Origin of the sequence: Brevirhabdus pacifica (assembly GCF_002797755.1) — a bacterium.
GTDB classification, from domain to species: Bacteria; Pseudomonadota; Alphaproteobacteria; order Rhodobacterales; family Rhodobacteraceae; genus Brevirhabdus; species Brevirhabdus pacifica.
Genome location: NZ_PGFI01000014.1, coordinates 194,359 through 220,013 on the forward strand (window position 1 = coordinate 194,359; position 25,655 = coordinate 220,013).

Annotated in this window: 23 protein-coding genes; 8 read left to right on the forward strand and 15 right to left on the reverse strand. The window is 66.3% G+C overall.

The window, feature by feature from the left end; genetic code table 11:
* Positions 1-68 precede the first annotated feature (68 nt).
* Complete coding sequence (locus tag CLV77_RS14710; RefSeq protein ID WP_076980301.1) at positions 69-797, forward strand: Hint domain-containing protein; 729 nt, start codon at positions 69-71, stop codon at positions 795-797.
* On the opposite strand, the gene CLV77_RS14715 is transcribed toward CLV77_RS14710, so the two are convergent.
* The 8 genes from CLV77_RS14715 to CLV77_RS14750 form a co-directional block, all read right to left on the reverse strand.
* On the reverse strand, positions 779-2,974 hold the full coding sequence (locus tag CLV77_RS14715; protein WP_076980302.1) for a 3-hydroxyacyl-CoA dehydrogenase NAD-binding domain-containing protein: 2,196 nt from the start codon (positions 2,972-2,974) through the stop codon (positions 779-781). The genes CLV77_RS14710 and CLV77_RS14715 overlap by 19 nt on opposite strands.
* A 12-nt stretch (positions 2,975-2,986) precedes the next feature.
* On the reverse strand, positions 2,987-4,198 hold the full coding sequence (locus CLV77_RS14720; RefSeq protein WP_076980303.1) for an acetyl-CoA C-acetyltransferase: 1,212 nt from the start codon (positions 4,196-4,198) through the stop codon (positions 2,987-2,989).
* Positions 4,191-4,571 (reverse strand): hypothetical protein, encoded by a 381-nt coding sequence (locus CLV77_RS14725; protein ID WP_076980304.1) that lies wholly within the window; start codon positions 4,569-4,571, stop codon positions 4,191-4,193. Before CLV77_RS14725 ends, CLV77_RS14720 begins: the two co-directional genes overlap by 8 nt.
* A complete protein-coding gene (locus CLV77_RS14730; protein ID WP_076980305.1) occupies positions 4,568-5,197 on the reverse strand; it encodes a glutathione S-transferase family protein in 630 nt (209 codons plus the stop codon). Before CLV77_RS14730 ends, CLV77_RS14725 begins: the two co-directional genes overlap by 4 nt.
* A gap of 67 nt (positions 5,198-5,264) precedes the next feature.
* Complete coding sequence (locus CLV77_RS14735) at positions 5,265-5,477, reverse strand: hypothetical protein (RefSeq protein ID WP_076980306.1); 213 nt, start codon at positions 5,475-5,477, stop codon at positions 5,265-5,267.
* A 106-nt stretch (positions 5,478-5,583) separates the two neighbouring features.
* Positions 5,584-7,362, reverse strand: coding sequence for an acyl-CoA dehydrogenase C-terminal domain-containing protein (locus tag CLV77_RS14740; RefSeq protein ID WP_076980307.1), 1,779 nt, complete (start codon positions 7,360-7,362; stop codon positions 5,584-5,586).
* Between the two features lie 67 nt (positions 7,363-7,429).
* Positions 7,430-7,828 (reverse strand): MerR family transcriptional regulator, encoded by a 399-nt coding sequence (locus CLV77_RS14745; RefSeq protein WP_076980308.1) that lies wholly within the window; start codon positions 7,826-7,828, stop codon positions 7,430-7,432.
* Positions 7,829-8,056: 228 nt separating this feature from the next.
* Complete coding sequence (locus CLV77_RS14750; protein ID WP_076980309.1) at positions 8,057-8,425, reverse strand: MerR family transcriptional regulator; 369 nt, start codon at positions 8,423-8,425, stop codon at positions 8,057-8,059.
* 143 nt (positions 8,426-8,568) lie between these two features.
* Here CLV77_RS14750 and CLV77_RS14755 point away from each other — a divergent pair, with 143 nt between their 5' ends.
* From CLV77_RS14755 to CLV77_RS14765, 3 genes are read left to right on the forward strand one after another with little or no spacing between them, the layout of a single operon-like run.
* A complete protein-coding gene (locus CLV77_RS14755; protein WP_076980310.1) occupies positions 8,569-9,066 on the forward strand; it encodes a PaaI family thioesterase in 498 nt (165 codons plus the stop codon).
* Positions 9,066-9,566 carry a PaaI family thioesterase gene (locus CLV77_RS14760; RefSeq protein ID WP_076981144.1) on the forward strand — a complete coding sequence of 167 codons (501 nt, stop codon included), beginning with the start codon at positions 9,066-9,068 and terminating at the stop codon, positions 9,564-9,566. Before CLV77_RS14755 ends, CLV77_RS14760 begins: the two co-directional genes overlap by 1 nt.
* A 10-nt stretch (positions 9,567-9,576) precedes the next feature.
* Positions 9,577-10,920 (forward strand): MATE family efflux transporter, encoded by a 1,344-nt coding sequence (locus tag CLV77_RS14765; protein WP_076980311.1) that lies wholly within the window; start codon positions 9,577-9,579, stop codon positions 10,918-10,920.
* A gap of 25 nt (positions 10,921-10,945) precedes the next feature.
* Here CLV77_RS14765 and CLV77_RS14770 read toward each other — a convergent pair whose 3' ends face one another.
* Positions 10,946-12,034: a quinone-dependent dihydroorotate dehydrogenase gene (locus CLV77_RS14770; protein ID WP_076980312.1), complete on the reverse strand. Its 1,089-nt coding sequence runs from the start codon at positions 12,032-12,034 to the stop codon at positions 10,946-10,948.
* Positions 12,031-12,369 (reverse strand): DUF952 domain-containing protein, encoded by a 339-nt coding sequence (locus CLV77_RS14775; RefSeq protein ID WP_076980313.1) that lies wholly within the window; start codon positions 12,367-12,369, stop codon positions 12,031-12,033. The genes CLV77_RS14770 and CLV77_RS14775 overlap by 4 nt, the downstream gene beginning before the upstream one ends.
* Positions 12,370-12,508: 139 nt before the next feature.
* On the opposite strand from CLV77_RS14775, the gene CLV77_RS14780 reads away from it, so the two are divergent.
* Positions 12,509-14,074, forward strand: coding sequence for a bifunctional metallophosphatase/5'-nucleotidase (locus tag CLV77_RS14780; RefSeq protein WP_076980314.1), 1,566 nt, complete (start codon positions 12,509-12,511; stop codon positions 14,072-14,074).
* 60 nt (positions 14,075-14,134) lie between these two features.
* Here CLV77_RS14780 and CLV77_RS16440 read toward each other — a convergent pair whose 3' ends face one another.
* The 5 genes from CLV77_RS16440 to sucC form a co-directional block, all read right to left on the reverse strand.
* Complete coding sequence (locus CLV77_RS16440; protein ID WP_076980315.1) at positions 14,135-15,160, reverse strand: LysM peptidoglycan-binding domain-containing protein; 1,026 nt, start codon at positions 15,158-15,160, stop codon at positions 14,135-14,137.
* A 217-nt stretch (positions 15,161-15,377) separates the two neighbouring features.
* Entirely contained in the window at positions 15,378-16,652 is a 1,275-nt protein-coding gene (locus CLV77_RS14795; RefSeq protein WP_076980316.1) for a Na+/H+ antiporter NhaA, read from the reverse strand.
* A gap of 47 nt (positions 16,653-16,699) precedes the next feature.
* Positions 16,700-17,704, reverse strand: coding sequence for an NAD(P)H-quinone oxidoreductase (locus tag CLV77_RS14800; protein WP_076980317.1), 1,005 nt, complete (start codon positions 17,702-17,704; stop codon positions 16,700-16,702).
* Positions 17,705-17,728: 24 nt separating this feature from the next.
* On the reverse strand, positions 17,729-18,607 hold the full coding sequence (gene sucD / locus CLV77_RS14805) for a succinate--CoA ligase subunit alpha (protein WP_076980318.1): 879 nt from the start codon (positions 18,605-18,607) through the stop codon (positions 17,729-17,731).
* A complete protein-coding gene (sucC, locus tag CLV77_RS14810) occupies positions 18,607-19,782 on the reverse strand; it encodes an ADP-forming succinate--CoA ligase subunit beta (RefSeq protein ID WP_076980319.1) in 1,176 nt (391 codons plus the stop codon). Before sucC ends, sucD begins: the two co-directional genes overlap by 1 nt.
* A gap of 209 nt (positions 19,783-19,991) precedes the next feature.
* Between sucC and CLV77_RS14815 the strand changes: the two genes are divergently transcribed.
* The 3 genes from CLV77_RS14815 (at position 19,992) to fdhF (ending at position 25,538) form a co-directional block, all read left to right on the forward strand.
* Positions 19,992-20,876 carry a LysR family transcriptional regulator gene (locus CLV77_RS14815; protein WP_076980320.1) on the forward strand — a complete coding sequence of 295 codons (885 nt, stop codon included), beginning with the start codon at positions 19,992-19,994 and terminating at the stop codon, positions 20,874-20,876.
* Between the two features lie 93 nt (positions 20,877-20,969).
* Entirely contained in the window at positions 20,970-22,670 is a 1,701-nt protein-coding gene (locus tag CLV77_RS14820; protein WP_076980321.1) for an NAD(P)H-dependent oxidoreductase subunit E, read from the forward strand.
* A 72-nt stretch (positions 22,671-22,742) separates the two neighbouring features.
* Entirely contained in the window at positions 22,743-25,538 is a 2,796-nt protein-coding gene (gene fdhF, locus CLV77_RS14825; protein ID WP_076980322.1) for a formate dehydrogenase subunit alpha, read from the forward strand.
* The last annotated feature ends 117 nt before the right edge of the window (positions 25,539-25,655 follow it).

The window sequence follows — 25,655 nt, forward strand, 5'->3', positions numbered from 1 at the left end:
CACACGGACTCCCTCAGGAAGATGTGTGCTGAAATTTCGCTGGGGGGCGATCAAGGTGATAAGAACGAATGTTCGAGGATGTACCGCAGGCTGCCGACCGGGCTCACGAGGGCGACTACGCCCGATATGGCCATGAAGTCGTGACACCACCCACGCCACACGGGGCCGGCTTTGCCGCGTCAGTCAGGCTGGCTACCCCACAGGGGTGGCGCCCGGCCCATGCCCTGCGCGCCGGAGACGAGGTGATAACCCTCGACGGCGGCACCCAGACCGTGCGCGAGATTTTCCGCCAGCCGGTCTGGAGCAGCACCGATGCCTGTCCCGCGAACCTGTGGCCCTACGTGGTGCCGGCCGGGGCGCTGGGCAACACCGGGGCCCTGACCCTGATGCAAGGCCAGCATGTGCTGTTCGAGGAGGACGCCGCACTCGAGATGTTCGGCGTCTTCTCGGTGGGCGTGCCCGTGACCGAGCTTGAGGGATATTTCGGCATTACCCGCCTCGCCCCCGTCGGCCGGCTGGAACTGGTCTACCTGATCATGGACCAGAACGAGGTGCTGATCGCCGAGGGCGGCGCCATGATCCTGTGCCCAGCGGGCAAGTCCCGCGCCTCGGGCGACCGCGCCGGCCGTTCGCTGCTGTCGGACGAATGGTCCGATCAGCCGGAAAGCACGGGCGAGGGGATCGACTACCCGGTCCTCCAGCCCGCCCATTGCGAAAGCCTGCTGGACGAGCTGGTTGACCGGGGTGGCATCGGCGGCACCTACATGCCCGAGCCGGATTACGCCGCGCTGCGCTGAGCGTCGGCGCGGGCGTAAAAGCCCTTGCCCGACGCCGCGACTTCTTTCAGCAGATCGGGCACGGTGAAGCGTGGGCCGTGACGGCGGCTGAGGTCGTCGCAGATGTCGACCGCCTGCTGCGCGCCGATGATGTCCAGCCAGCTGAACGGGCCGCCCGACCAGGGCGCAAAGCCCCAGCCCAGGATCGCGCCCACGTCGCCCTCGCGGATGTCCATCAGCACGTTCTCTTCCAGCGCACGCACGGCTTCCAGCACCTGGGCCATCATCAGACGGTGCTGCACCTCGGTCAGCTGCGGCTGGTCACCACCGGTGAACTTCTCGCGCAGCCCTTCCCAGATGCCCGTCCGCTTGCCCGCGTCGTCATAGGCGTAGAAGCCCGACTTGGACTTGCGGCCCAGACGGCCCTGATCGAACAGCCAGAACAGCACCTCGTCGGCCTCGTCGTTGTCATAGGCGTCGCCCATCGCGGCACGGGTGGCCTTGGCGATCTTGACGCCAAGGTCGATCGAGGTTTCGTCGTTCAGCTGAAGCGGCCCCAGCGGGAAGCCCAGCATCTTGGCGGCATTCTCGATCAGCGCGGGCTCGACCCCTTCTTTGACCATGCGCATCCCTTCGTTGATGTAGGGGATGATGCAGCGGTTTGCGTAGAAGAACCGCGCGTCGTTGACGACGATCGGGGTCTTGCGGATCTGGCGGACGAAATCCAGCGCCTTGGCCACGGCCCGGTCGCCGGTCTGCTTGCCGCGAATGATCTCGACCAGCAGCATCTTGTCCACGGGGCTGAAGAAGTGGATGCCGATGAACTGCTCGGGACGGCTTGAGGCCTTGGCGAGCGAGGTGATCGGCAGGGTCGAGGTGTTGGAGGCGAAGATGCAATCCTCGGGGATCACGGCTTCGACCCTGGCGGTGATCTCGGCCTTGACCTGCGGGTCCTCGAACACGGCCTCGACGATCAGGTCACAGCCCTTCAGCGCCTCGATCTCGGTGGTGGCGGTGATGCGGTCCAGCACTTGGGTCTTGCCCTCGGCCGTAACCTTCTTGCGCGAGATGCCCTTGTCCAGGATCCCCTCGGAGTAGGATTTGCCACGGTCGGCGGCGGCCTGGTCCTGGTCGATCAGCACGACCTCGATGCCGGCATTGGCGGCGACATAGGCAATGCCCGCCCCCATCATGCCCGCGCCCAGCACGCCCAGCTTCCTGACGCGCTGGTCGGCCACGCCCTCGGGACGGTTGGCACCTTTCTCAAGCGCCTCCTTGTTGATGAAGAGCGACCGGATCATCGCCTCGGACGAGGGGTTCATCAGGATGTTGGTGAACCAGCGGGCCTCGATCTTGAGGGCGGTGTCGAAGGGGACCATCGCGCCTTCGTAGACCGCACCCAGCAGGGCCTTGACCGCCGGGTAGGCGCCCTTGGTCTTGCCGTTGATCATCGCCGCCGCACCGACGAAGGTCATGAAACCCGCGGGGTGGTAGGGGGTGCCGCCGGGCATCTTGTAGCCCTTGGCGTCCCACGGCTTAAGAATGTCGGCATCCTTGGCCGACAGCACCCACTCGCGGGCCGCAGCCAGCGGATCGGCGACCACCTCATCGACGAGACCCGCGGATTTGGCCTTGGCGGGCTCCATCAGCTTGCCTTCGACAAGGAAGGGGGCGGCCCCCATCGCGCCCAGCTTGCGCACAAGGCGGGTGGTGCCGCCGGCGCCGGGGAAGATGCCGACCTTGATCTCGGGCAGGCCGATCTTGGCCTTGGGATTGTCGGCCACGAAGATGCGGTGACAGGCCAGCGGTATCTCAAGCCCGATGCCAAGCGCCGTGCCCGGCAGGGCGGCGGCGACGGGCTTGCCGCCCTTGTTGGTCTTGGGATCCATGCCCGCGCGTTCGATCTTACGCAAAAGCTGGTGGATCTGCATGATGCCGTCGAAAAGCCCGCGGGCAGGCTGATCGCCCGCGCTTTGCTTCATCTTGGCGATGATGTTCAGATCCATGCCGCCGGCAAAGCTGTCCTTGCCCGAGGTCAGCACGATGCCCTTGACCGCGTCGTCGGCGAAGGCCTGATCGAACAGCGCCTCAAGATCCGCGAAGCCCTGCTGGTTCATGACGTTCATCGACTTGTCGGCCACGTCCCAGGTGATGATGGCGACGCCGTCGGCGTCGGTTTTCATGGTAAAATCGCTCATGTCCCGGACTCCTTACACGCGTTCGATGATGGTGGCCGCGCCCATGCCGGACGCGATGCACAGGGTGGCAAGGCCGATGTTCTTGTCGGCCCGCTCCATCTCGTCGAGCAGGGTGCCGATGATGATGGCGCCGGTCGCCCCCAGCGGGTGGCCCATCGCGATGGAGCCGCCGTTGACGTTCAGCTTGTCGTGGTCAACGTCGAAGGCCTGCATGAAGCGCAGCACCACGGACGAGAATGCCTCGTTCACCTCGAACAGGTCGATGTCACCGATGTTCATGCCGCTGTCGCGCAGGATCTTTTCGGTCACGGGCACGGGGCCGGTCAGCATGATGGTGGGGTCGGTGCCGATCTTGGCGGTGGCGCGGATGCGGGCGCGGGGCTTGAGGCCATGCACCTCGCCGAATTCCTTCGAGCCGATCAGCACGGCGGCGGCCCCGTCGACGATCCCCGACGAGTTGCCGGCGTGGTGGATGTGGTTCACCCGCTCCAGATCGGGGTATTTCATCAGCGCGACCTGATCGAAGCCGGGCATCATCTCGCCCATCTCCTTGAACGAGGCTTTCAGCCCGCCCAGCGACTGCATGTCCGTCTCGGGGCGCATGTATTCGTCATGGTCCAGAATCGGCAGGCCGTTGATGTCGCGCACGGTGATGATCGAGCGGTCGAACCGGCCCGCGTCCCACGCCGCCTTGGCGCGGCGCTGGCTTTCAACAGCAAAGGCATCGGCGTCGTCGCGGCTGATGCCGTAACGGGTGGCGATGATGTCGGCCGAGATGCCCTGAGGCACGAAATAGGTCTTCATCGCCACGGTGGGATCGGCGGCGATGGCGGCGCCGTCGCTGCCCATTGGCACGCGGCCCATCATCTCGACCCCGCCGGCGACATAGGCCTGACCCGCGCCGCCCATCACCTGATTGGCGGCCAGGTTCACGGCCTCCATGCCGCTGGCGCAGAAGCGGTTGATCGACAGGCCCGGCACGCTTTCATCGAAATCCGAGGCCAGCACCGCCGTGCGGGCCAGACATCCACCCTGTTCGCCGACCTGGGTGACGTTCCCCCAGATGACATCCTCGACCGCGCTGGTCTCGAGGTTGTTGCGGTCCTTCACGGCGTTCAGCATGTCGGCCGAGAGGCGGACCGAGGTCACCTCGTGCAGCGCGCCGTCCTTGCGGCCCTTGCCGCGCGGCGAGCGCACGGCGTCATAGATAAAGGCATCAGCCATAGAAGACTCCTTCGAAAACCAGAATGACCCCGAAAAGCAGCAGGCAGGCGACGATCATCGCCCCCAGCGCAAGGGGCAGTTTCAGATACAGATACGGAACCAGAGCCGCGCCTGCGGGCAGGGCGCGGGGCAGAAGCCAGCCCGCCAGCGCCACAAGGACGGCGGCGATCAGGCCCAGCTGGAAGAAGGCGGCAAAGCTCATGCCGAACAAGGCGAACCACCCCGCCAGTGCTGCCACCGCGTCGCCGAAGGGCGAGGGCAGGGCAGGCTGGCCGCGCCCTTCGGGGCTGGCGGCCACGCGCAGCAGAAGGCGCGCGGCGGTCACAAGCGCCAGACCGGGCAACAGCCACAGGAGGGTGGTCTCGCGGGTCATTTCGGTGGGAACGCCCGCTGCATCATGTCGTAAGGGTGCTTCCACCCCGGCACGGCAGAGATACGGTCAAGCCAGGCGTCGATGTTGGGCCAGTCTTTGCGGTCGAAGCCGAAGGGCTCGGGGTAATAGAGATAGCTGCAGCAGCTGAGGTCGGCCATCGTCAGGCTCTCGCCGGCCATCCATTCGCGCCCCTCAAGATGCCCATCCAGAACTTGGTAGGCGGCCTTCAGACGGCCCTGCTGAAAGGCGATCACCTCGGCCGGGCGCTTGTCCTCGGGCAGGAAGTTCATCAGGAAACGGGTATTGCCGGTGATGGACGAGAACTTGTGGTTGTCCCACAGAACCCAGCGCAGCACCTCGTAACGGTCCTCGGGCGCGCCGGCCAGTTTGCCGGTCTGGTCCACCACATATTGCTGGATCACGCCCGACTGGGTCAGTTTCAAATCGCCGTCGATCAGCACCGGCACCTCGCCCATCGGGTTCAGGGCGCGGAATTCGGGGGTGCGGGCCTCTCCGGCGAAGAAATCGACGTGGACGGGTTCCCAGTCCATGCCCGAAAGTTCCAACGCCAGCGCGGCCTTGTAGGCGTTGCCGGATTCTCCGAAGCAGTAGAGTTTTGCAGTCATCTCGGTCGTATCTCCCAATCTTTCCCCTGCGCCTTCCGGCCGGGGCGTATCGCATGTGTCGGTTGCCCTAGCGGCGCCTCTCGCCAAGCTCGGCCTTGAACAGGCGCAGGCGGTGCGAAAGGTTGTCGGCGTCCATCACGCTGTTGAAATGCTCGAACAGGAACGACAGGGCCTCCCCCTCCTCTAGCTCGGCTTCCTTGGCGAAGCGGCGCATGTTGCGATAGGCATCCTCGGTCATTGCGATATTGGTTCGGCGCGTCAGACGCAGACGTTTGGCCATGTGGGACTCCGGGCTGTGGGGCGGTGTCCGCGCAGGCTGTCACATCTGTCGCCCTGTCGCCAGAGGCCCGGACGGGGGGCCGTTCTGCTCCCCGTCCGGCCCCCGATCAGAAGGCGTCGGCCTCCAGCGCCATGACGGTGTCGGCGCCGCTTTGAATGCGGGCCAGATGCATCCCCGTCGCCGGCAACTGCCGCGCCATGTAATAGCGCCCGGTCGCCAGCTTGGCGTTCAGGAAGTCGGTCTCCGAGGCACCGGCGTCCAGACCCTCCAGCGCCGCCTTGCCCATCCGCGCCCACATCAGACCAAGGCAGACATGCCCGAAGAGATGCAGGAAGTCGGTCGAGCCGGCCAGCGCGTGGTTCGGGTTCTTGGCCGCGGTCTGCATGAAGTAGGTGGCCGCCGCCTGCAGGTCCTTGGACGCGGCTTTCAACGGATCAAGGAAGTCCTTGGCCAGACGCTCTTCATCCTTGTTCTCGGCGATGAAGGTCTTCACCAGATCGAAGAAGGCCATGACATGCTTGCCGCCGTCCAACGCCAGCTTGCGCCCGACCAGATCCAGCGCCTGCACGCCGTTGGCGCCTTCGTAAATCATGGCGATACGGGCGTCGCGGGCGAACTGGGACATGCCCCATTCCTCGATGTAGCCATGCCCGCCAAAGACTTGCTGGGCCTGCACCGTCATGTCGAAGCCCTTGTCGGTCTGGAACCCCTTGATGACCGGCGTCAGCAAAGAGATCAGGCCGTCGGCCTCGGCATCGCCGGCCCGGTGGGCGCGGTCGATCAGATGGGCCCCCCAGAAGGTCAGCGCGCGCGCCCCTTCGACAAAGCTTTTCTGGTCCATCAGGCTGCGGCGGATGTCGGGATGCACGATGATCGGATCGGCGGGACCGTCGGGGTTCTTGGCCCCGGTCACGTCACGGCCCTGAAGCCGGTCCTTGGCGTAGGCCACGGCGTTCTGATAGGCCGCCTCCGCCTGGGCATAGCCCTGAAGGCCGACGCCCAGCCGGGCCTCGTTCATCATGGTGAACATCGCCCGCATGCCCTTGTCGGCCGTCCCCAGCAGATAGCCGGTGGCCCCGTCGTAGTTCATCACGCAGGTGGCGTTGCCGTGAATGCCCATCTTCTCTTCGAGGTTGCCACAGGTGACCGCGTTGCGATCGCCAAGGCTGCCGTCCTCGTTCACCATGAACTTCGGCACGATGAAAAGCGAAATGCCCTTGATGCCCGCGGGCGCGCCGGTGATCCGGGCCAGCACCAGATGGATGATGTTGTCGGCCATGTCATGCTCACCGGCCGAGATGAAGATCTTCTGGCCGGTGATGCGGTAGCTGCCGTCGTCCTGCGGTTCGGCCTTGGAGCGCATGAGCCCAAGGTCGGTGCCGCAATGAGGCTCGGTCAGGTTCATGGTGCCGGTCCACTCGCAGGTCACCATTTTCGGCAGATAGGTCTGTTTCTGCGCGTCGGTGCCGTGGGCGTGGATCGCGGAATAGGCACCGTGGGTCAGGCCCTGATACATATTGAAGGCCATGTTGGCCGACACGAAGATCTCGCCCACTGCGGTGCCCAGCAGATAGGGCATGCCCTGACCGCCATATTCGGGATCGCAGTCCAGCGCGGTCCAGCCGCCTTCGCGCAGCTTGTCGAACGCCTCGGAAAAGCCCTTGGGCGTGCGTACGACGCCGTTTTCCAGGGTGCAGCCCTCGTGATCGCCCACCGGATTCAGCGGCGCCAGCACGTCCGAGGCCAGCTTGCCGGCCTCTTCCAGAACGGGGGCGGTGAAATCGGCCTCCAGATCGTCATAACCGGGGATGTCGGTCTCGGTGACCTTGAGGACATCGTGAAGCAGGAACTGCATGTCCCGGACGGGCGCCGTGTAGGATGGCATTTGGGTGCGACCTTTCTTGGAATTCAACTTGGACGTGGCGCCCGCCCCGCAGGGGCGGCGCGCGGGTTCACTCGGCGGCGGCCTGCTGGCGCAGCGCGTTGATCATCTGGTCACCCCAGTTAAGCTGCTCCTGCAGCTCCTCGATGGCGATGGTGAGCTCGTCGCGCTGGGCGATCATCGCCGCAAGGCGTTCGCGCCCGACGGCGCAGGTGCGCGTCAACTGGGTGATCTGCTGATCGTCGAGATCGTAGAGCGACAGAAGCTGCCGGATCTCTTCAAGACTGAAGCCAAAACGCTTGCCGCGCAGGATCAACTTCAGACGTGCCCGGTCCCGCTTGCTGAACAGGCGTTTCTGCCCATCGCGCAGCGGCGAAAGAAGTTCCTTGGCCTCGTAGAACCGCAGGGTGCGCGCGGTGACGCCGAAGGCATCGCACATCTCGCGGATGGTAAGATATTCGTCTGTCACTGGAAAATTCCCCTTCAGTACCGATTACAGCCCGAGGATTGAGGGAATTCGAACGTAAATCAAGACAAGGTTGACGCGAACGTCAGGCGACGTCACGTCACGTTTACGCTTACGTAAGGTTATGGCGTTGCGAGGCCTGCCGCCGGTCCAGATCAGCGGCCCGCGCGGCGGGGAATGGCACCTCGGATGCTGGTAAAACCACTCGGGGGTGGGTGCCCCCGGCGCGTGCTAGCCGATCCGCTTGGCGGTGTCGTCGCGCATCCGTTCCAGCTCGGCGATGGTCTCGGCCAGCTCGTTCTGCTGGCGGCGCAGCTCCTCGAGCTGCTCGGAGGCGATGTCCACCCAGGCCCGAAGCTGCGCGTCGGTGCCTTCTTCTTCGTAGATCAGAAGGAAACGTCGAATCGTCTCGAGGGAGAAACCGAAGCGGCGCCCCCGCATGATGAGAGTCATCCGCGCCTCTTCGCGCGGGCCATAGAACCGGTTGCGCCCCTGCTTCTGGGGGGTCAGCAGTTCGATATACTCGTAATACCGTAGCGTTCGCGGTGTGACGTCGAATTTCGCGCACATCTCCTTGAACGATAAGGGTGATCCGCTCATGCTCCCTCCCATGTGTAGAACAAGAGTGCACTAATGTCCTGCCCATTGGAAGGTAGCGCCAGAAACGGATATGGCCAATCCTCATAACCCAAGGGGCGACTCGGTCTGCCTGATCGGGGCGTGGCTGGCCGAAAGGAAGCGAAATGAACGACGAAGACCGGATGCAGCGCCTGGCCCGGCAATTCATCGAGGCGATCCCATATTCCAAGGCCCTCTCGATCACCCTGGACGAGATCGGAGAGGGCGCGGCAGTGCTGTCGATGCCCTATGATCCGGCGCTGGTCGGCGATCCGCAGACCGGGGTGATCCATGGCGGCGCGGTCTCGGCGCTGATGGATACTTGCGGCGGGGCGGCGGTCATGGCGCACCCCTCGGGACCGATGGCGACCGCGACCATGGACCTGCGCATCGACTACATGCGCGCGGCAACGCCAGGCCAGCGGATCACGGCGCGGGCCGAATGCTATCACATCACCCGCTCGGTCGCCTTTGTGCGGGCCGTGGCCCTGGACGAGGACACCGACCGCCCGGTCGCGACCGCCAGCGGCGCCTTCACGGTCGAGCACAGCCGCCCCGCCCGCAAGGATGAGGCACGGCTGAACATCGACATGCAGACGGACACGCAGAAGGGGGGCAAATGATGCCGCGAAGCAGACCCGAACCGATGCAGATCGTCAAACAGCGCCGGGACACGGCGCTGGCCACGCTGGTCGGTGGCGTGCCCTTCGTGGGGTTCCTCGGCATCCGCTTCGACCGTCGGGGGGACGAGCTTACGGCGCTGCTGCCCTTCGCCGAGACGCTTATCGGCAACCCGGCGCTGCCGGCGCTACATGGGGGCGTCACGGCGGCCTTCCTGGAGGTCGCCGCCATTATCGAGCTGAGCTGGTCGATCCTGTGGGAGGATATCGAGAACGGCCGCCCGCTGGATGCCTCCATGACGCCGCCGGCCCTGCCGCGCACCATCGACTTTACGGTGGATTACCTGCGTTCGGGCCTGCCGCGCGATGCTTATGCGCGGGCCCGGGTCGTGCGTTCGGGACGGCGCTATGCCAGCGTCCACGTCGAGGCGTGGCAGGACAACCGCGACCGGCTTTTCGCCCAGGCCACGGGGCATTTCATGATGCCGGCCCGCGACACGTGACCGGCCGGGCATGAGCGCGTCATCCCCGCCGGGCGGGACCGGCCGGGCCATAACCCACAGGCGTGTGCTGGCCATCGCCGTTCCCATCGTGCTGTCCAACGCGACGGTACCGATCCTGGGCGCGGTCGACACTGGCGTTGTCGGACAGATGGGTCTGGCTGCGCCCATCGGCGCGGTCGGCATCGGCGCGATCATCCTGACCGCCATCTACTGGATCTTCGGCTTTCTCCGGATGGGCACGGCGGGGCTTGCCAGCCAGGCCGAGGGGGCCGGGGACCGGGCCGAGGTTTCGGCGCTGTTGGCGCGGGTCCTGCTGATCGGCGGGGCGGCGGGGCTTGCCATCATCGCGCTGCAATACCCGCTTTATGCCGCCGGTTTCGCGCTCTCGCCCGCCTCGGCCGAGGTCGAGGGGCTGGCGCGGCAATACATGGCGATCCGGGTCTGGTCCGCCCCCGCCGCCATTGCCCTTTACGGCATCACCGGGTGGCTGATCGCGCTGGAGCGGACGCGCGGCGTGCTGGTGATCCAGCTTTGGATGAACGGGCTGAACATAGCGCTGGACCTGTTGTTCGTGCTGGGGCTGGACTGGGGCGTTGGCGGCGTGGCCCTGGCCACGTTCCTGGCCGAGTGGACGGGGCTTGCGCTGGGCCTCTGGCTTTGCCGGGACGGGATCGCGGGCGGGGTCTGGCGCGACGTGGGCCGCATCTTCGATCGGGCGCGGCTGCACCGGATGGCGTCGGTGAACCTCGACATCCTTCTGCGCTCAGTCCTGTTGCAGGCGGCCTTCGTCTCGTTCCTGTTCTTCGGGGCCGATTTCGGCGACGTGACCCTGGCGGCAAATCAGATCCTGCTACAGTTCCTGCACATCACCGCCTATGCGCTGGACGGCTTTGCCTTCGCCGCCGAGGCGCTGGTCGGCCAGGCCCTGGGGGCGGGTAACCGGGCGCGGCTTCGGCGGGGCGCTGTCCTGACTTCGCTCTGGGGCGGGGTGGCGTCGCTGTTGCTGGCGGCCGCCTTCGCGGTCTTCGGCGGACGGATCATCGAGGTGATGACCACCGCCCCCGAGGTGCGCGCCGAGGCGCTGCTCCATCTGCACTGGATGGTGCTGGCGCCGCTGGCGGGGCTGGCGGCCTGGATGCTGGACGGAATTTTCATCGGCGCGACCCGCACCCGCGACATGCGCAACATGATGCTGGTGTCATTCGTGGCCTACGTGGTGCTTGTGGCGACGCTGATGCCGCTCTTCGGCAACGCCGGCCTGTGGGCGGCGATGCTGCTGTTCTTCCTGGTGCGCGGCGTGACGCTGGGCCTGAGATATGGCGCGCTGGAAAGGCTGGCGGCGCAGCGGGGCTAGGCCCGCCGCGCCCCTGCATGGAACATCAAAGAAGCCATTCGTCCCGACCGGTGCCGACGGCCTCGGCGACGCTGGCAAAACCGCGCTGCTCCAACAGACGGTCCAGACCGGTCGCGATTTCGCGCGCCAGCGACAGGCCGCCATAGACCATGGCGGTGTAAAGCTGCACCGCCGTAGCACCCGCGCGGATCTTGGCCAGGGCCTGTTCGGCGGTGGAGATGCCGCCGACGCCGATCAGCGGGATATTCCCCTCGGTCAGGTGCGACAGGTGGGCAAGCACCCGCGTCGATTTCTCGAAAAGGGGGGCACCCGAGAGGCCGCCACGCTCGTCCCGGTGGGGGCTGCGTAGCCCCTCGCGATCAAGGGTGGTGTTGGTTGCGATGATGCCGTCGATCGCCACCTCGCGGGCGACGCGGGCGATGTCGGCCAGCTCCTCCGCCGTCAGGTCGGGCGCGATCTTCAGGAAGACCGGCACCCGCCGTTCCAGCCCGTCGCGCACCGCCAGCACCTGCGACAGCAGGGCGGCCAGCGCCTCGGCCCCCTGTAGATCGCGAAGCCGCTCGGTGTTGGGCGACGAGACGTTGACGGTGGCGAAATCCACATGGGCCCCGCAGGTCGCCAGCACACGGCCGAAATCGGCGGCACGGTCGGCGCTGTCCTTGTTGGCACCCAAATTCAGGCCGACCGGAACGCCTGCGTCCGTGGCCGCCGGCCGGGAAGCCTCCAGGCGCCCGGCAATGACCTCGGCCCCTTGGTTGTTAAAGCCGAAGCGGTTGATCGCGGCACGATCCTCGGGCAGGCGGAAGAGGCGCGGGCGCGGGTTGCCGTCCTGGGGCCGGGGGGTGGCGGCGCCCAGCTCGACAAAGCCGAAGCCGGCGCGGGCCAGGGCCGGGATCGCCTGGGCATTCTTGTCGAACCCCGCCGCAAGCCCCACCGGGTTGGCCAAGTCCATTCCCGCCAGCCGCACCCTGAGCCGGTCCGAGGTCACGGGACCCGCGTTGCCGGTCAGCATCCCCGACAGGCCGCTTTCCAACGCCCGGATCGACAGGCCATGGGCCAGTTCGGGATCGATCCGCCGCAACAGCGGCAGCCCCAGGCGTTCGGTCAGGCTCATGTCATCTCCGCCGGAAAATGGTGCTGTCCGTCGCGCTCGGGCAGGGGGCGGTGCCACAGCACGTCCGTCAGTTCGAGCGGTCGGTAAAGATGCGGGAAAAGGGCGCCGCCGCGAGAGGGCTCCCAGCGCAGGGACTCGCCAAGGCGGTCGGCATCGACCGCCGCCAGCACCAGCTCGCCCGCACCTGCGAAATGCTTGGCCGCGGTCTCCTGCGCCTGTTCGGCGGTCGAGAAATGGATATAGCCATCGGCCAGATCGACAGGCGCGCCATCGGTACGGCCATCGCTGGAAAGCGCCTGCCACTCGGCGGGGCGGAAGATCTTGTAAATCAGCATGGCAAGGTGATGCCGCCATTGCCCGGGCGGGTCAAGCGGCAGGCGTGGGGTGGTCGGGGGGCACGATCTGAAACTTTGACACGCTGCCGCTTCCCCGGCACTCTTCGCCCATGTCGCAACCCACCGAAGGGGAATCCCCATGTTCTGCCGTTTGCTGCTGAGCGCCTCTGCACTGACCCTCTCTGCGGGCCTGGCCCAGGCCGATATGACCTTGACCATCCTGCATACCAACGACTTCCACTCCCGGTTCGAGCCGATCTCGAAATACGACTCGGGCTGCAGCGCCGAGGACAACGACGCGGGCGAATGCTTCGGCGGCTCGGCCCGTCTTGTGACCGCCGTCGAGGAGGCGCGCGGCAGGGGCGAGAATGTTCTGCTGGTGGATGGCGGCGACCAGTTCCAGGGCACGCTTTTCTACACCCGTTACAAGGGCAAGGTCGCGGCCGAGATGATGAACAAGCTGGGGTACGACGCGATGACCGTCGGCAACCACGAGTTCGACGACGGCCCCGAGGTCCTGCGCAGCTTTGCCGAGGCGGTGGAGTTTCCGATCCTGATGTCCAACGCCGACATCTCGGGTGAGCCGCTGCTTTCGGACGTGATCCGCAAGTCGGTCGTGATCGAGAAGGGTGGCGAGAAGATCGGCCTGATCGGCCTGACGCCCCGGGACACGGACGAGCTGGCAAGCCCCGGCAAGAACGTGATCTTCACCGACCCTACCGAGGCCGTCCAGGCCGAGGTCGATCGGCTTGAGGAAGAGGGGGTCAACAAGATCGTCGTGCTCAGCCACTCGGGCTACGAGACCGACAAGCGTATCGCCGAGGCGACGACCGGCGTCGACGTGATCGTGGGCGGGCACTCCAACACCCTTCTGTCCAACAGCGACGAGAAGGCCGCCGGCCCCTATCCGACCACCGTCGGTGACACGGCCATCGTGCAGGCCTATGCCTACGGCAAGTACCTGGGCGAGCTGACGGTCACCTTCGACGACGCGGGCGCGATCGTATCGGCCAAGGGCGATCCGATCATCATTGACGGCAAGGTGGTCGAGGATGCCGACACCAAGGCACGCATCGCCGAGCTGGCCGCCCCGCTGGAAGAGATCCGCCAGAAGGTGGTGGCCCAAGCGGCGGAACCGATCGAAGGCGGGCGCGAGGTCTGCCGCGTGCAGGAATGCGCCATGGGCAACCTGGTTGCCGAGGCGATGCTGGACCGGGTCCGCGACCAGGGGATCCAGGTGGCCTTTGCCAATTCGGGCGGGATCCGCGCCTCGATCGACGCGGGCGACGTGACCATGGGCGAGGTGATGACCGTGCTGCCCTTCCAGAACACGCTGTCGACCTTCACGGCCTCGGGGCAGGTGCTGCTCGACGCGCTGGAGAATGGTGTCAGCCAGGTCGAGGAGGGCGCCGGGCGCTTCCCGCAAGTCGCGGGGCTCAGCTTTACCTGGGATCCGGCCGGAGAGCCGGGATCGCGGGTGCGCGAGGTTCTGGTCGGGGGCGCGCCGCTCGATCCGGCGGCGACCTACGGCATCGTGACCAACAACTACGTCCGCAATGGCGGCGACGGTTACAAGATGTTCACCGACGCGGCGGACGCCTATGACTTCGGGCCCGATCTTGCGGACGTGCTGGCCGAGTACATGGTCGCCAACGCGCCGGTCGCGCCCAGCACCGATGGCCGCATCAAGCGCGCGGGCGAATAGGCCGGGACAGGCGCGAAGAAAAAGGCCGCGCCTTGGTATTGCCGGGGCGCGGCATGTGGATCAGCCGGGGCAGCGTTCCAGGTTGGTCTGGAACTGGTTTCCGGTGACGGTCATCCCGGCCCCTGCGAAGGGCGCGACCAGGTAGCTGCGCGCATCGCTCTCGGCGCCGCAGCGGACCTTCACTCGCAGGGCCGCGCCTTCGGCCTCGATCCCGTCGATCGCGCAGACCAGGCCGTTGTTGCGCATCTCGGTCGGCGTGAAGGCCCAAGAGGTCTCGATATTGCCGCAGCTTCCTCCGACCTCCTGCCACAGGCCGATGACATCCCGCGAATAGCTTTCGGGCGCCACCGGGGCGGCGGGCGCCTCGGGTGCTTCGGGGGCGGGCTCGGTCACCGGGGCTTCGGGCGCGGCGGCGGTGCGCGGTGCCTCGGGCGCTTCCGGCGCCGGATCGGGCGCGGCGAACCCCTTGTCGGTGCTCGAGATGATGACGTCGCCCTGGCCGGGGGCCAGTTCCTGTTCCGTGTTGCCGTCCAGAGTAGCGGTGCTGGTGACCGTGGTTCCGCGCGCATTGGCGGTGGCCGCCGGGGCTGAGGCGGGGACTGAGGCAGGCGCGGGCGGTTGGGCGGTGTCTTCCGCGGGGACTTCCACGGTGACCTCGGCTGGGGTGTCGGTCGATTGCGCGGGCGGGGCGGGCTCCGCCTGGGCCTTCTCGGCGGCGGCGGTGCCCGTCGGACCGATCATCAGCGATTCGCCGATCCGCAGGTCCAGGTCGCTGCCGATGTCGGGGTTGGCCAGCAGCAGAAGCGATTCCTCGATCCCGCAGCGGGCGGCGATGCTGGCGATGGTGTCGTCGGGCTCGATCGCCTCGTAAAGCCCGCAATCCTGGGCGGGCGCGACGGGGCCGGGGGTGGGGGCTGGCTGGGCTGCGGCCCCCACGCCCGCGGCGGCCAGGGCCTTGGGGCTGCCCGGGGCGGCGATCAGCTTTGGCCCCGGTGACACGACCGGGGCGGTCTGGGCCAGGGCCGGGGCCGCGAGCGTGGTCAGCAGAAAGGCCCCGACCAGGTAGCTGTGAGACGTGCTGCGCATGGAAAATCCCGGGTTGTTGCAAAGCCAAACCTGCAAGTGGCACGGGCGGTTCCCGCCGGTGGAGAAGCACCCGACATGCGCGCCTTGCGCGGCCCGCTCGCCATGGTCCTCCGCGCCGGGGTGATCCGGCCGGGGGCACCCATGGAAAAGGCCCGGCGGATCGCTCCGCCGGGCCCGGTCGGCGTGGCCGCAAAGGCCCCGCCCGATGAGTGTCGGATCACTCGGCCGGCTGCGCGGCCTCCGCCATCCGGTTGGACTTGAACACCTTGCCCATGATGAGCGAGATGCCGGCCGCCCCGAAGGACATCAGCGCGCCCATCTTGGCGGCGTCCTGGATGTCGCCCGGCGGGAAGGCCACCGCCGCCACGAAGAGCGACACGGTAAAGCCGATGGCCGCCACACAGCCCAGCACGAACAGGTCCGAGGTCTTCATGCCGACCGGCAGGCCAAAGCCCATCACCCGCGCCCCGATCCAGCCGAAGAGCAGAATGCCGAAGGGCTTGCCCACGATCAGGCCGGCCAGCACCAGCCAGGTGGCGTCGCCGATGGCCGAGAATTCCACGCCCGCGTTCATCAGGCCAAAGCCCAGCAGGATCACCTCGACCGGGCGTTTCAGCATGTGCTCGATGTGGTTGAGCAGGTCGGTAAGATGCTTCTCGGCGTCCGCGAAGATACCGTAATCGACATCAGCGTGCGGAATGGCGGGCACGATCGGCAGAAGGCCCAGGGCCGGGTGGATGCCGGCCTTGTAAAAGCCGTACCAGCTAAGCGCGCCGGCGATAGCATAGGGCCAGAACGAGATCGTTTTGCGGAAGAAGGTCGAGACGGGGCGCGCCTCGTTCCCCCGGTCCAGGCGGCGCGGCAGCCAGTTGGCCAGCACGTAGACACCGACGCCCGCGGCGACTGACAGCAGCAGCCAGACGGGGGCCAGGTCGCCCTGGGGGTAGAAGACCGCAAGGATGATCAGGCCGGCCGCGTCATCGGCGATGGCCAGAAGCAGCAGGAAACCGACCGCCGGGTGACCCGCGCCGAAGACCATGCGGCCCACGAGGTACGAAAAGGCGATGTCGGTCGCGGTGGGGATGGCCCAGCCGTTGGCCAGGGCGGCCATCTTGCCGACCATCAGCGCGCCCAGCAGGTAGACGCTGACCGGGCCCAGCATGCCGCCGGCGGTGGCGATCAGCGGGGTCAGGGCCTTCTTGCCGCGCAACGAGCCCTGCTTGAGGGCGACGGCTTCCCAGACTTCCTTGCCGGCGAGGGCGAAGAAGAAGGCCATCAGCAGGTCGTTGACCAGCCAGTGCAGGGTGATCGAGCGGGTCACGTGGCCCGAGCCGTCATCGTGCAGCGCACCGATGAAGCTGTCCTTGACCAGCTCGTATTCTACGAAGTGATGATACGCCTCGGGCGACGTATTCGCCCAGATCAGGGCCACGACCGCCCCGCAGATCAGCAGAAGCGAATACTCCTGCACGAAATTCCACACCTTGCCCATTAGAGCCCTCCCATATCGTCCTGTGGTTCGCAGCCTGCCCATGCCCGTCAGGGCAACAGCAGGATCTTGCCGTGATGCCTGGCCGCTTCCATCATCTCATGCGCCTCGGCCGCCTGGTCCAGCGGCAGCTTGGCATGGGTGACAGCGCGCAATCTCCCCTGCGCGAAAAGGGGCCAGACGGTTTCCCGAAGTGCGCTGGCGACGACCGACTTGAAAGTGTCGGGCCGCGAGCGCAGTGTCGAGCCGGTCAGCGTCAGCCGCTTGAGCATCATCGGCATCAGGTCGATCTCGATCTTCGAGCCGGCGTTGAATGCGATGCTGACGATGCGCGCGTCATGGCGGCTGGCCTTGATGTTGCGGGCAACGTAGTCGCCCCCGATGATATCCAGAATGATGTCGGCGCCGCCGGCCTCGCGCAGGATCGCCACGAAATCCTCGTCGTGGAAATTGATCGCGCGGGTGGCGCCCAGATCGGTGCAGAACTGGCACGCCTCGGCCGAGCCTGCGGTGGTGAAGACATTCAGCCCCATGGCCGCGCCCAGCTGCACCGCAGTCGATCCGATGCCGCCCGATCCGCCGTGGACCAGGAAGTTGCCGTCCTTGGGGATGTCGTGACCGTGGAAGATGTTGCTCCAGACCGTGAAGAAGGTCTCGGGCAGGCCGGCCGCGTCCTCTTCGGACATCCCTTGGGGGATGGGCAGGCAGTGACTGGCGTCGACGGCCACATACTCGGCATAACCGCCGCCGTTGGTCAGGGCGCAGACCCGGTCGCCGGTGTTCCAGCCGGTGACATCGTCGCCGAGGGCCACGACCTCGCCCGACACCTCGAGGCCCAGCAGGTCAGAGGCGCCCTTGGGCGGCGGGTAATGGCCGCGGCGTTGCACCATGTCGGGTCCGTTCACGCCGGCGGCGGTCACCTTGATCAGGACCTCGTGGGCGGCCGGCGTAGGGACCGGACGCTCGGCGGTTTGCAGGACTTCGGGCTTGCCCGGCTCGCGGGCCTCGATCACCTTCATCTTCGCGGGCAGGTCCGCAGGGGTCTTGGATGCCATGGGCCTCTCGTCTCGTTTCGGTTGTCAGCCCTTGTTCAGGGCTTTCTGGATGCTTGGCACGACATCATCGGTGTCGCGCGCGACAATGGCGCCGGCCTTGCGCAGCAGGTCGGCCTTTTCCTCGGCGCTGGCGGCACCCAGCAGCGACAGGGTGCCGGCATGGCCCATCCGGCGCTGGGCCGGAGCGTGGCGGCCAACGACCAGCACGACGACCGGCTTGCCGTAATCGACCGATGCCAGATATTCGGCGGCCTCTTCCTCTTCGCGGCCGCCGATCTCGGCGATCAGCACCACGGCGCGGGTGGCGTCATCCTCGCGGAATTTCTCAAGGCAGCCACGAAAGCCCAGGCCGTGGACCGCGTCGCCGCCAATGCCCACAGTGGTCGATTGTCCCAGCCCGGCGCGGCTGCACTGGGCCAGCACCTCGGACGTCAGCGAGGCCGAGCGCGAGGCGATGCCGATCGGGCCGGGCTGCGCGTCGCGGGTGGGCATGACGCCGATCTTGCAGGCGTCGGGCGTCAGGATACCTTGGGAATTGGGGCCGATCAGCACGCTGTCGGAGCCTTCCAGCGCCTGTTTCACGCGCACCATGTCATGGACGGGCACACGCTCGGTGACGCAGACGATGACGCGGATCCCGGCCTCGATCGCCTCCAGCATGGCCTCGGCGGCATGGTGGGCGGGGACCATCACAAGGCTGGCGTCGGCGCCGGTGGCTTCGCGGGCCTCGGCGACGCTGTCGAACATCGGCAGGCCCAGGTGCCGGGTGCCGCCCTTGCCGGGGCGGACGCCGCCGACATAGTTCGAGCCGTAGCGCACGGCCAGGTCGGTGTAGAACGTGCCCGAGCGGCCGGTCATGCCCTGAACGATGACCTTGGTGTCGGCATCAACCAGAATAGCCATCACTTGCCCCCCTTCTGAGCCAGTTCCACGGCCCGGCGAACGGCTTCGCCAAGGGTGTCGCGGGATTCGAACGGCAGGCGCCGATCCTTCAGCAGCCGGGTCGCCCAATCCGCGCTCTGGCCCGCAAGCCGGGCCACGATGGGCAGTTTCCGCTCGGACCGGGAATAGGCGAAGGCCACGCCCTCGGCGACGGTGTCGCAGGCGGTCATGCCGCCGCCATGCACGTTGAGCAGGATGATCCGCACCTTGGGATCGGCCAGCAAAAGCTCTACCCCGCGGGCGATCTGGAAGCTGGTGGCGGTGGTGCGGATATCCATGAAGTTGGCGGGGGCGCCGCCGGCGTCAATCAGCATGTCGTTGGTCGCAAGCCCCAGGCCCGCGCCGTTCACGACGACGCCGATATTGCCGTCCAGCTTAACCAGATTGATTTCGTTCTGATGGGCGACGCGTTCATCGGCGGACCAATCGTTGCGGCCGCGCAGGGCCTCGAACTCGGGGTGCCGGAAACTGGCGTTGTCGTCCAGGATGACCTTGGCATCCACCGCGATCCAGTCGCCTTGGGCGGTCAGGGCCAGCGGGTTGATCTCGGCCAGGGTCATGTCGTTGTCGACGAAGGCGCGGGCGGCGTTCTGCACCATCTCGGCCGCGCCCTCGACAGATTTGCTGGGAAACCCGGTGTCGGCCAGGAAGGCTGCGATGGTCTCGGCCGGGGTCTTGGCGCCCTTGGGCATGGACAGGCTGTCGACGACGCCGGGGTCCCGGCGCGCGGTCTTCTCGAAATCCACCCCGCCCGTGGTCGAGGCCAGCAGCGTCGGCTGCCCCGAAGAGGGGTCGATCACCAGCGCGACGTAGTAATCCTCGGCAATATCGACGGCGGCCTCCACATAGACCGAGGCGACCGTCTCCCCCGCGCTGGAGGTCTGTTCGGTGACAAGGGGCTTGCCGATCATGCGCTCGGCCTCGTCGCGGACCGAGGTCGGGGTGGCCGCGAAACGCACGCCGCCGGCCAGGCCGCGCCCGCCGGCGCCGATCTGGGCCTTCACCACGTATTTCTCGGCGCGAATCTCGCGGCAGCGCTGTTCGGCCTCCTCGGCGGTGCGGGCAAGCCGGCCGTCGGGGATTCGCACGCCGTATTGCGCCAGAAGCTCTTTGGACTGATGCTCGGAAAGGATCATTGCACTGTCCCCGTGAATCCGGTTTTGATGATGGCGCGACCGTTGGTATCTGGTACACCAAAAGCCCGGTACCCGTCAACGACCGCCCATCGCCGGCTTCCGGGCAGGGGCCCGGCGGCCGGACCAAGGTGCGGCCGCGAACCGGCACAGGGGTTTTTTCACGCTTTGGCCGCGCGGGCCAGAGCCTTTCGGACAGGAGCGTGGCGAAAATGCTGGAACTTAGGGACATGCAGCTTTTGCTGTCGCTGGCGCGGCACAAGCATTTCGCGCGTGCCGCCGCGGTCTGCGGAATCTCGCAACCCGCCTTCTCGATGCGGATCCGCAATCTCGAGGATCAGCTTGGCCTGTCGATTGTCAAGCGGGGCAACCGGTTCCAGGGTTTCACAGAGGAGGGCGAGATCGTCCTGCGCTGGGCCCGCCGGATCACCGATGACGCCCGCGCCATGGAACAGGAGATCCTGTCAGCCAAGGGCACGATCACCGGTACGCTTACACTGGGCGTCGTTCCGACAGCGCTGGCCTATGCCTCGCGCCTGCCGGCGATGGTGGCGAAGGTGCATCCGGGGATCATGATGCGGCTGCGCTCGGCCTCATCGCTTCAGATCCAGCAAGGGATTGAGGACGGCAGCATCGATGCCGGCATCACCTATTCCGACGGGGTGTCGGCGGATGTGCTGGATCTGCTGCCCCTCTATGAGGAAACCTATGTTCTGGTAGCTCCCCGGTCGATGGCGCCACGGGCGCGGGGCACCGCCACCTGGGCCGAGGCGGCGGCGCTGCCGCTGACGCTGCTGGTGCGCGACATGCAGAACCGCCGAATCCTGGACCGCCACTTCGCCGAGATGAACCTGCACCCGCAGGTGCTGTCCGAGAACAACGCCTTCACCTCGTCGCTGGTCATGGTGAACGAAGGGTTCGCCGCCACCATCGTGCCCCAGGCGCTCATTGCGTCCTTAGGCGAAATTCAGAACGCCGTCGCGCTGCCTCTGGTCGAGCCCGAATTGACGAAATCCATCTGTCTGGTCGCCGCCGTGCGCCATCAGGGTCTGGCGACGGTGCAGGCCCTGCAACGGATCCTTGGGCGCGAGGCGTGATAAGGTATTCTTATGCAACCTGTCTAAATTCAAATTTGATGATGTCTTTGGCTTATGTAATTTTCTGCATCAAGATAGGGAGGAGTTACCGCAATGGCACCGCTTGATGATCGCAAAGGCGTCTGGAAATCGGCCCCTGGCAAGGGCCGCAAGACCCCCAAGGGCCGCCAGGTCGAAGACCAGGCGCTGGAGGAGGTCCGCGCGCTGCTGGGCGACCGCCCCCGGCGATCCGATTTGCTGATCGAATTCCTTCACCTGATCCAGGATCGCTATAACCACCTGTCCGAAGGGCATCTGCGGGCCCTGGCCGAGGAAATGCGCATGGCGCAGGCCGAGGTCTACGAGGTTGCCACCTTTTATGCCCATTTCGACGTGGTGAAGGCTGGCGAGACCGCGCCGCCCGATCTGACCATCCGCGTCTGTGATTCGCTGTCCTGCGAGCTGGCGGGCGCGCAGGAGCTGATCGCCAAGCTGACCGAGCAGTATAACGGTGGCCGCGAGGTGCGCGTGCTGCGTGCCCCTTGCATGGGCCGCTGCGACACCGGCCCGGTGCTGGAATTGGGCCACAAGCATATCGATCACGCCACACCCGAGCTGGTCGCCCGCGCGGTCGAGTCCCGCGACACCCACGCCGTGATCCCCGAATACGAGACCTTCGAGACCTACCGCGGCGACGGCGGCTATGCCATGCTGGAAGAGCTTCGCGCAGGCTCCAGCACCCCCGACGAGGTGCAGGACATGGTGCTTGCCTCGGGCCTGCGCGGTCTGGGCGGCGCGGGCTTCCCCTCGGGGCGGAAATGGTCCTTCGTGCGCATGAACGACGGCCCCCGCTATCTGGCCGTCAACGGCGACGAGGGCGAGCCCGGCACCTTCAAGGACCGCTACTACCTTGAGCGGACGCCTCATCCCTTCCTTGAAGGCATGCTGATCGCCGCCTGGGCGGTCGAGGCCGAGAAATGCTTCATCTACATGCGCGATGAATACCCCGCCGTGCTTGAGATCCTGCGCCGCGAGATCGAGGCGCTGGAACAGGCCGGTCTGGTCTCCGAGGGATATATCGACCTGCGCCGCGGCGCCGGCGCCTATATCTGCGGCGAGGAAAGCGCGATGATCGAGTCGATCGAAGGCAAGCGCGGCCTGCCGCGTCACCGCCCGCCCTTCGTGGCGCAGGTCGGCGTCTTCGACCGTCCGACGCTGGTCCACAATGTCGAGACGCTTTACTGGGTTTCCAAGATTGTGCGCAACGGGCCCGAGATCCTGTCGTCGCATGAAAAGAACGGCCGCAAGGGGCTTCGGTCCTATTCGGTCTCCGGTCGGGTGCGCGAACCGGGTGTGCATCTGCTCCCGGCCGGGTCTACCATTCTGGACGTGATCGAAGCCGCCGGCGGCATGCAGGACGGCCATACGTTCAAGGCCTATCAGCCGGGTGGCCCCTCGTCGGGACTGCTGCCTGCCTCGATGGATGACATCCCGCTGGATTTCGACACGCTGCAACCCCATGGCAGCTTCATCGGATCGGCCGCCGTGGTGGTCCTGTCCCAGCACGACAGCGCCAAGGATGCCGCCCTGAACATGCTGCGGTTCTTCGAAGACGAAAGCTGCGGTCAGTGCACCCCCTGCCGCACGGGCTGCGAAAAGGCGGTCAAACTGATGGAGGCCGACACATGGGATCAGCCCCTGCTGGAAGATCTGTGCACCGTGCTTGGCGATGCCTCGATCTGCGGTCTGGGGCAGGCGGCGCCGAACCCGATCCGTCTGACCATGAAGCATTTCCCCGAGGACATCAGCCAATGATCCGCGTCTCCTCGCCCACCGCCATGACATGCCCGGCCCCCGCGCCGGCGCCCCGCCAAAAGGACGTTTCCCATGCTTGATGCGAACTCCACCAAAACCGTCACCTTCACCCTGAACGGCAAAGAGGTCACCGTCCCTGACGGCTGGACCATCTGGGAAGCCGCGCAAGGCCGGGGCCTTGTCATCCCGCATCTGTGCCACAAGCCCGAGCCGGGCTACCGCCCCGACGGCAACTGCCGGGCCTGCATGGTCGAGGTCGAGGGCGAGCGCACGCTGATCGCCTCCTGCATCCGTCCCGTCTCCGAAGGCATGGTCGTCAAGACCGACAGCGAACGGGCCGAGAAATCGCGCAAGCTGGTGATGGAGCTTCTGGCCGCCGACCAGCCCAAGCGTGATCTGGCCCATGACGCCAGCTCGCATTTCTGGAAGATGGCCGAGCTGAACGGCGTCGAGGAAAGCCGCTTCCCGGCCATCGAACACACCCGCGTGCCGCTGCTGGACGACAGCCATGTCGCCATGCGCGTCAACCTTGATGCCTGCATCCACTGCAACCTGTGCGTCCGCGCCTGCCGCGAGGTTCAGGTGAACGACGTGATCGGCATGGCCGGGCGCGGCCACGACGAAAAGATCGTCTTCGATATGGACGACCCGATGGGTGCATCGAGCTGTGTCGCCTGTGGCGAATGCGTTCAGGCCTGTCCCACCGGCGCGCTGCTGCCCGCCACCGTGGTCGACGAGAACCAGATCGGCGACACCGAGGATTACGACCGCGAGGTCAATTCCGTCTGTCCCTATTGCGGCGTCGGCTGTCAGCTGTCGTTCAAGATCAAGGACGACAAGATCAAGTACGTCGAGGGTCTGAATGGCCCCGCCAACGAAAACCGCCTGTGCGTCAAGGGCCGCTTCGGCTTTGACTACGTGGCCCACGGCCACCGCCTGACCAAGCCCATGATCCGGCGCGAGGACGCGCCCGAAAAGGGTCTGAACGTCGATCCGGCCAACCCCTGGACCCATTTCCGCGAAGCCACCTGGGAAGAGGCGCTTGATGTCGCCGCCGGCGGCATGGCGAAGATCCGCGACGAGAAGGGCGGCAAGGGCATCGCCGGCTTCGGCTCGGCCAAGTGCTCCAACGAAGAGGCGTATCTGTTCCAGAAGCTGATCCGTCAGGGCTTTGGCCACAACAACGTCGACCACTGCACCCGTCTGTGCCACGCCTCCTCGGTGGCGGCCCTGATGGAAAACGTGGGCTCGGCCGCCGTGACCGCCACCTTCAACGAGATCGAGAACGCCGATGTCGCCATCGTCATCGGCGCCAACCCGACCGAAAACCACCCCGTCGCCGCGACATACTTCAAGCAGTTCGCCAAGCGCGGCGGCAAGCTGATCGTGATGGATCCGCGCGGACAGGGCCTGAAGCGGCACGCCTCGCACATGCTGCAATTCCGTCCGGGTGCCGATGTCTCGATGCTGAACGCGATCATGAACGTGATCGTCGAGGAAGGTCTTTACGACCAGCAGTATATCGAGGCCTTCACCGAGAACTGGGACGCGATGAAATCCCACCTCAAGGATTTCACCCCCGAGAAGATGGAAGAGATCTGCGGCATCCCCGCCGCCACCTTGCGCGAAGTGGCCCGCGAGTTCGCCAACGCCCGCGCCGGCATGATCTTCTGGGGCATGGGCGTCAGCCAGCACATCCACGGCACCGACAACTCGCGCTGCCTGATCAGCCTCGCGCTGATGTGCGGCCACGTCGGCCGCCCCGGCACCGGCCTGCATCCGCTACGCGGTCAGAACAACGTGCAGGGTGCCTCGGACGCCGGCATGATCCCGATGTTCCTGCCCGACTATCAAAGCGTCGAGGATGACGGCGTGCGGTCGGCCTTCAAGGACATCTGGAAGCAGGGCGATGTCGACAGCCAGCGGGGCCTGACCGTGGTCGAGATAATGGATGCGATCCACGACGGCCAGATCTCGTCCATGTATATCTTGGGCGAAAACCCGGCCATGTCGGACCCCGACGCCGGCCACGCCCGCGACGCGCTTGCCAAGCTGGAGCATCTGGTGGTGCAGGACATCTTCCTGACCGAAACCGCCAACTATGCCGACGTGATCCTGCCCGCCAGCGCATGGGCCGAAAAGACCGGTACCGTGACCAACACCAACCGTCAGGTGCAGATGGGCCGCCCCGCCGTGGCGCCTCCGGGCGAGGCGCGCGAGGATTGGGCGATCACGGTCGATCTGGCCAAGCGGCTGGGGCTGGACTGGAGCTACACCCACCCGCGCGAGGTCTTCGCCGAGATGAAGCTGTCGATGAAATCGCTGGAGAACATCACCTGGGACCGTCTGGAAACCGAGAACGCGGTGACATACCCGTCGCTTTCGGCCACCGATCCGGGCCAGCCCATCGTCTTCTCCGACGGCTTCCCCCGGTCCGAAGGGCGGGCAAAGTTTACCCCCGCCAGCATCATCGCCCCCGACGAGGTGCCCGACACCGAGTTCCCGATGATCCTGACCACCGGCCGGCAGCTTGAGCATTGGCACACCGGGTCGATGACCCGCCGCGCCACGGTGCTGGACGCGGTCGAGCCCGAGGCCAACGCCTCGATGCATCCACGCACCCTGCGCCGTCTGGGCATCGAGCCGGGCGAGAAGATGACGATCGAGACGCGCCGCGGGTCGATCAGCATCATGGCCCGCGCCGACCGGGCTGTGTCCGAGGATATGGTCTTCGTGCCCTTCGCCTATGTCGAGGCCGCCGCCAACATGCTGACCAACCCCGCGCTGGACCCCTATGGCAAGATCCCCGAGTTCAAGTTCTCGGCCTGCCGGGTTTCGAAGGCGACGCAGGAGATCGCGGCCGAGTGACGGCCCTGGCCCGCGGCGCCCGAGACGTCCCGAAAGGGGCGAAAAGGGGCGCCGCGGGGCGCAAAAACCCGTGAAACCGCGCTGCGGCGTATAGACGCGCCAAGGGCGTGCTGATAT

What these genes read in the sequence shown, in the direction of transcription:
- CLV77_RS14710 (WP_076980301.1), top strand. Translation starts at nt 69, where the DNA reads ATGTTCGAGGATGTACCGCAGGCTGCCGACCGGGCTCACGAGGGCGAC.
- CLV77_RS14715 (WP_076980302.1), bottom strand. Translation starts at nt 2,974, where the DNA reads ATGAGCGATTTTACCATGAAAACCGACGCCGACGGCGTCGCCATCATC.
- CLV77_RS14720 (WP_076980303.1), bottom strand. Translation starts at nt 4,198, where the DNA reads ATGGCTGATGCCTTTATCTATGACGCCGTGCGCTCGCCGCGCGGCAAG.
- CLV77_RS14725 (WP_076980304.1), bottom strand. Translation starts at nt 4,571, where the DNA reads ATGACCCGCGAGACCACCCTCCTGTGGCTGTTGCCCGGTCTGGCGCTT.
- CLV77_RS14730 (WP_076980305.1), bottom strand. Translation starts at nt 5,197, where the DNA reads ATGACTGCAAAACTCTACTGCTTCGGAGAATCCGGCAACGCCTACAAG.
- CLV77_RS14735 (WP_076980306.1), bottom strand. Translation starts at nt 5,477, where the DNA reads ATGGCCAAACGTCTGCGTCTGACGCGCCGAACCAATATCGCAATGACC.
- CLV77_RS14740 (WP_076980307.1), bottom strand. Translation starts at nt 7,362, where the DNA reads ATGCCATCCTACACGGCGCCCGTCCGGGACATGCAGTTCCTGCTTCAC.
- CLV77_RS14750 (WP_076980309.1), bottom strand. Translation starts at nt 8,425, where the DNA reads ATGAGCGGATCACCCTTATCGTTCAAGGAGATGTGCGCGAAATTCGAC.
- CLV77_RS14755 (WP_076980310.1), top strand. Translation starts at nt 8,569, where the DNA reads ATGAACGACGAAGACCGGATGCAGCGCCTGGCCCGGCAATTCATCGAG.
- CLV77_RS14760 (WP_076981144.1), top strand. Translation starts at nt 9,066, where the DNA reads ATGCCGCGAAGCAGACCCGAACCGATGCAGATCGTCAAACAGCGCCGG.
- CLV77_RS14765 (WP_076980311.1), top strand. Translation starts at nt 9,577, where the DNA reads ATGAGCGCGTCATCCCCGCCGGGCGGGACCGGCCGGGCCATAACCCAC.
- CLV77_RS14770 (WP_076980312.1), bottom strand. Translation starts at nt 12,034, where the DNA reads ATGAGCCTGACCGAACGCCTGGGGCTGCCGCTGTTGCGGCGGATCGAT.
- CLV77_RS14775 (WP_076980313.1), bottom strand. Translation starts at nt 12,369, where the DNA reads ATGCTGATTTACAAGATCTTCCGCCCCGCCGAGTGGCAGGCGCTTTCC.
- CLV77_RS14780 (WP_076980314.1), top strand. Translation starts at nt 12,509, where the DNA reads ATGTTCTGCCGTTTGCTGCTGAGCGCCTCTGCACTGACCCTCTCTGCG.
- CLV77_RS16440 (WP_076980315.1), bottom strand. Translation starts at nt 15,160, where the DNA reads ATGCGCAGCACGTCTCACAGCTACCTGGTCGGGGCCTTTCTGCTGACC.
- CLV77_RS14795 (WP_076980316.1), bottom strand. Translation starts at nt 16,652, where the DNA reads ATGGGCAAGGTGTGGAATTTCGTGCAGGAGTATTCGCTTCTGCTGATC.
- CLV77_RS14800 (WP_076980317.1), bottom strand. Translation starts at nt 17,704, where the DNA reads ATGGCATCCAAGACCCCTGCGGACCTGCCCGCGAAGATGAAGGTGATC.
- sucD (WP_076980318.1), bottom strand. Translation starts at nt 18,607, where the DNA reads ATGGCTATTCTGGTTGATGCCGACACCAAGGTCATCGTTCAGGGCATG.
- sucC (WP_076980319.1), bottom strand. Translation starts at nt 19,782, where the DNA reads ATGATCCTTTCCGAGCATCAGTCCAAAGAGCTTCTGGCGCAATACGGC.
- CLV77_RS14815 (WP_076980320.1), top strand. Translation starts at nt 19,992, where the DNA reads ATGCTGGAACTTAGGGACATGCAGCTTTTGCTGTCGCTGGCGCGGCAC.
- CLV77_RS14820 (WP_076980321.1), top strand. Translation starts at nt 20,970, where the DNA reads ATGGCACCGCTTGATGATCGCAAAGGCGTCTGGAAATCGGCCCCTGGC.
- fdhF (WP_076980322.1), top strand. Translation starts at nt 22,743, where the DNA reads ATGCTTGATGCGAACTCCACCAAAACCGTCACCTTCACCCTGAACGGC.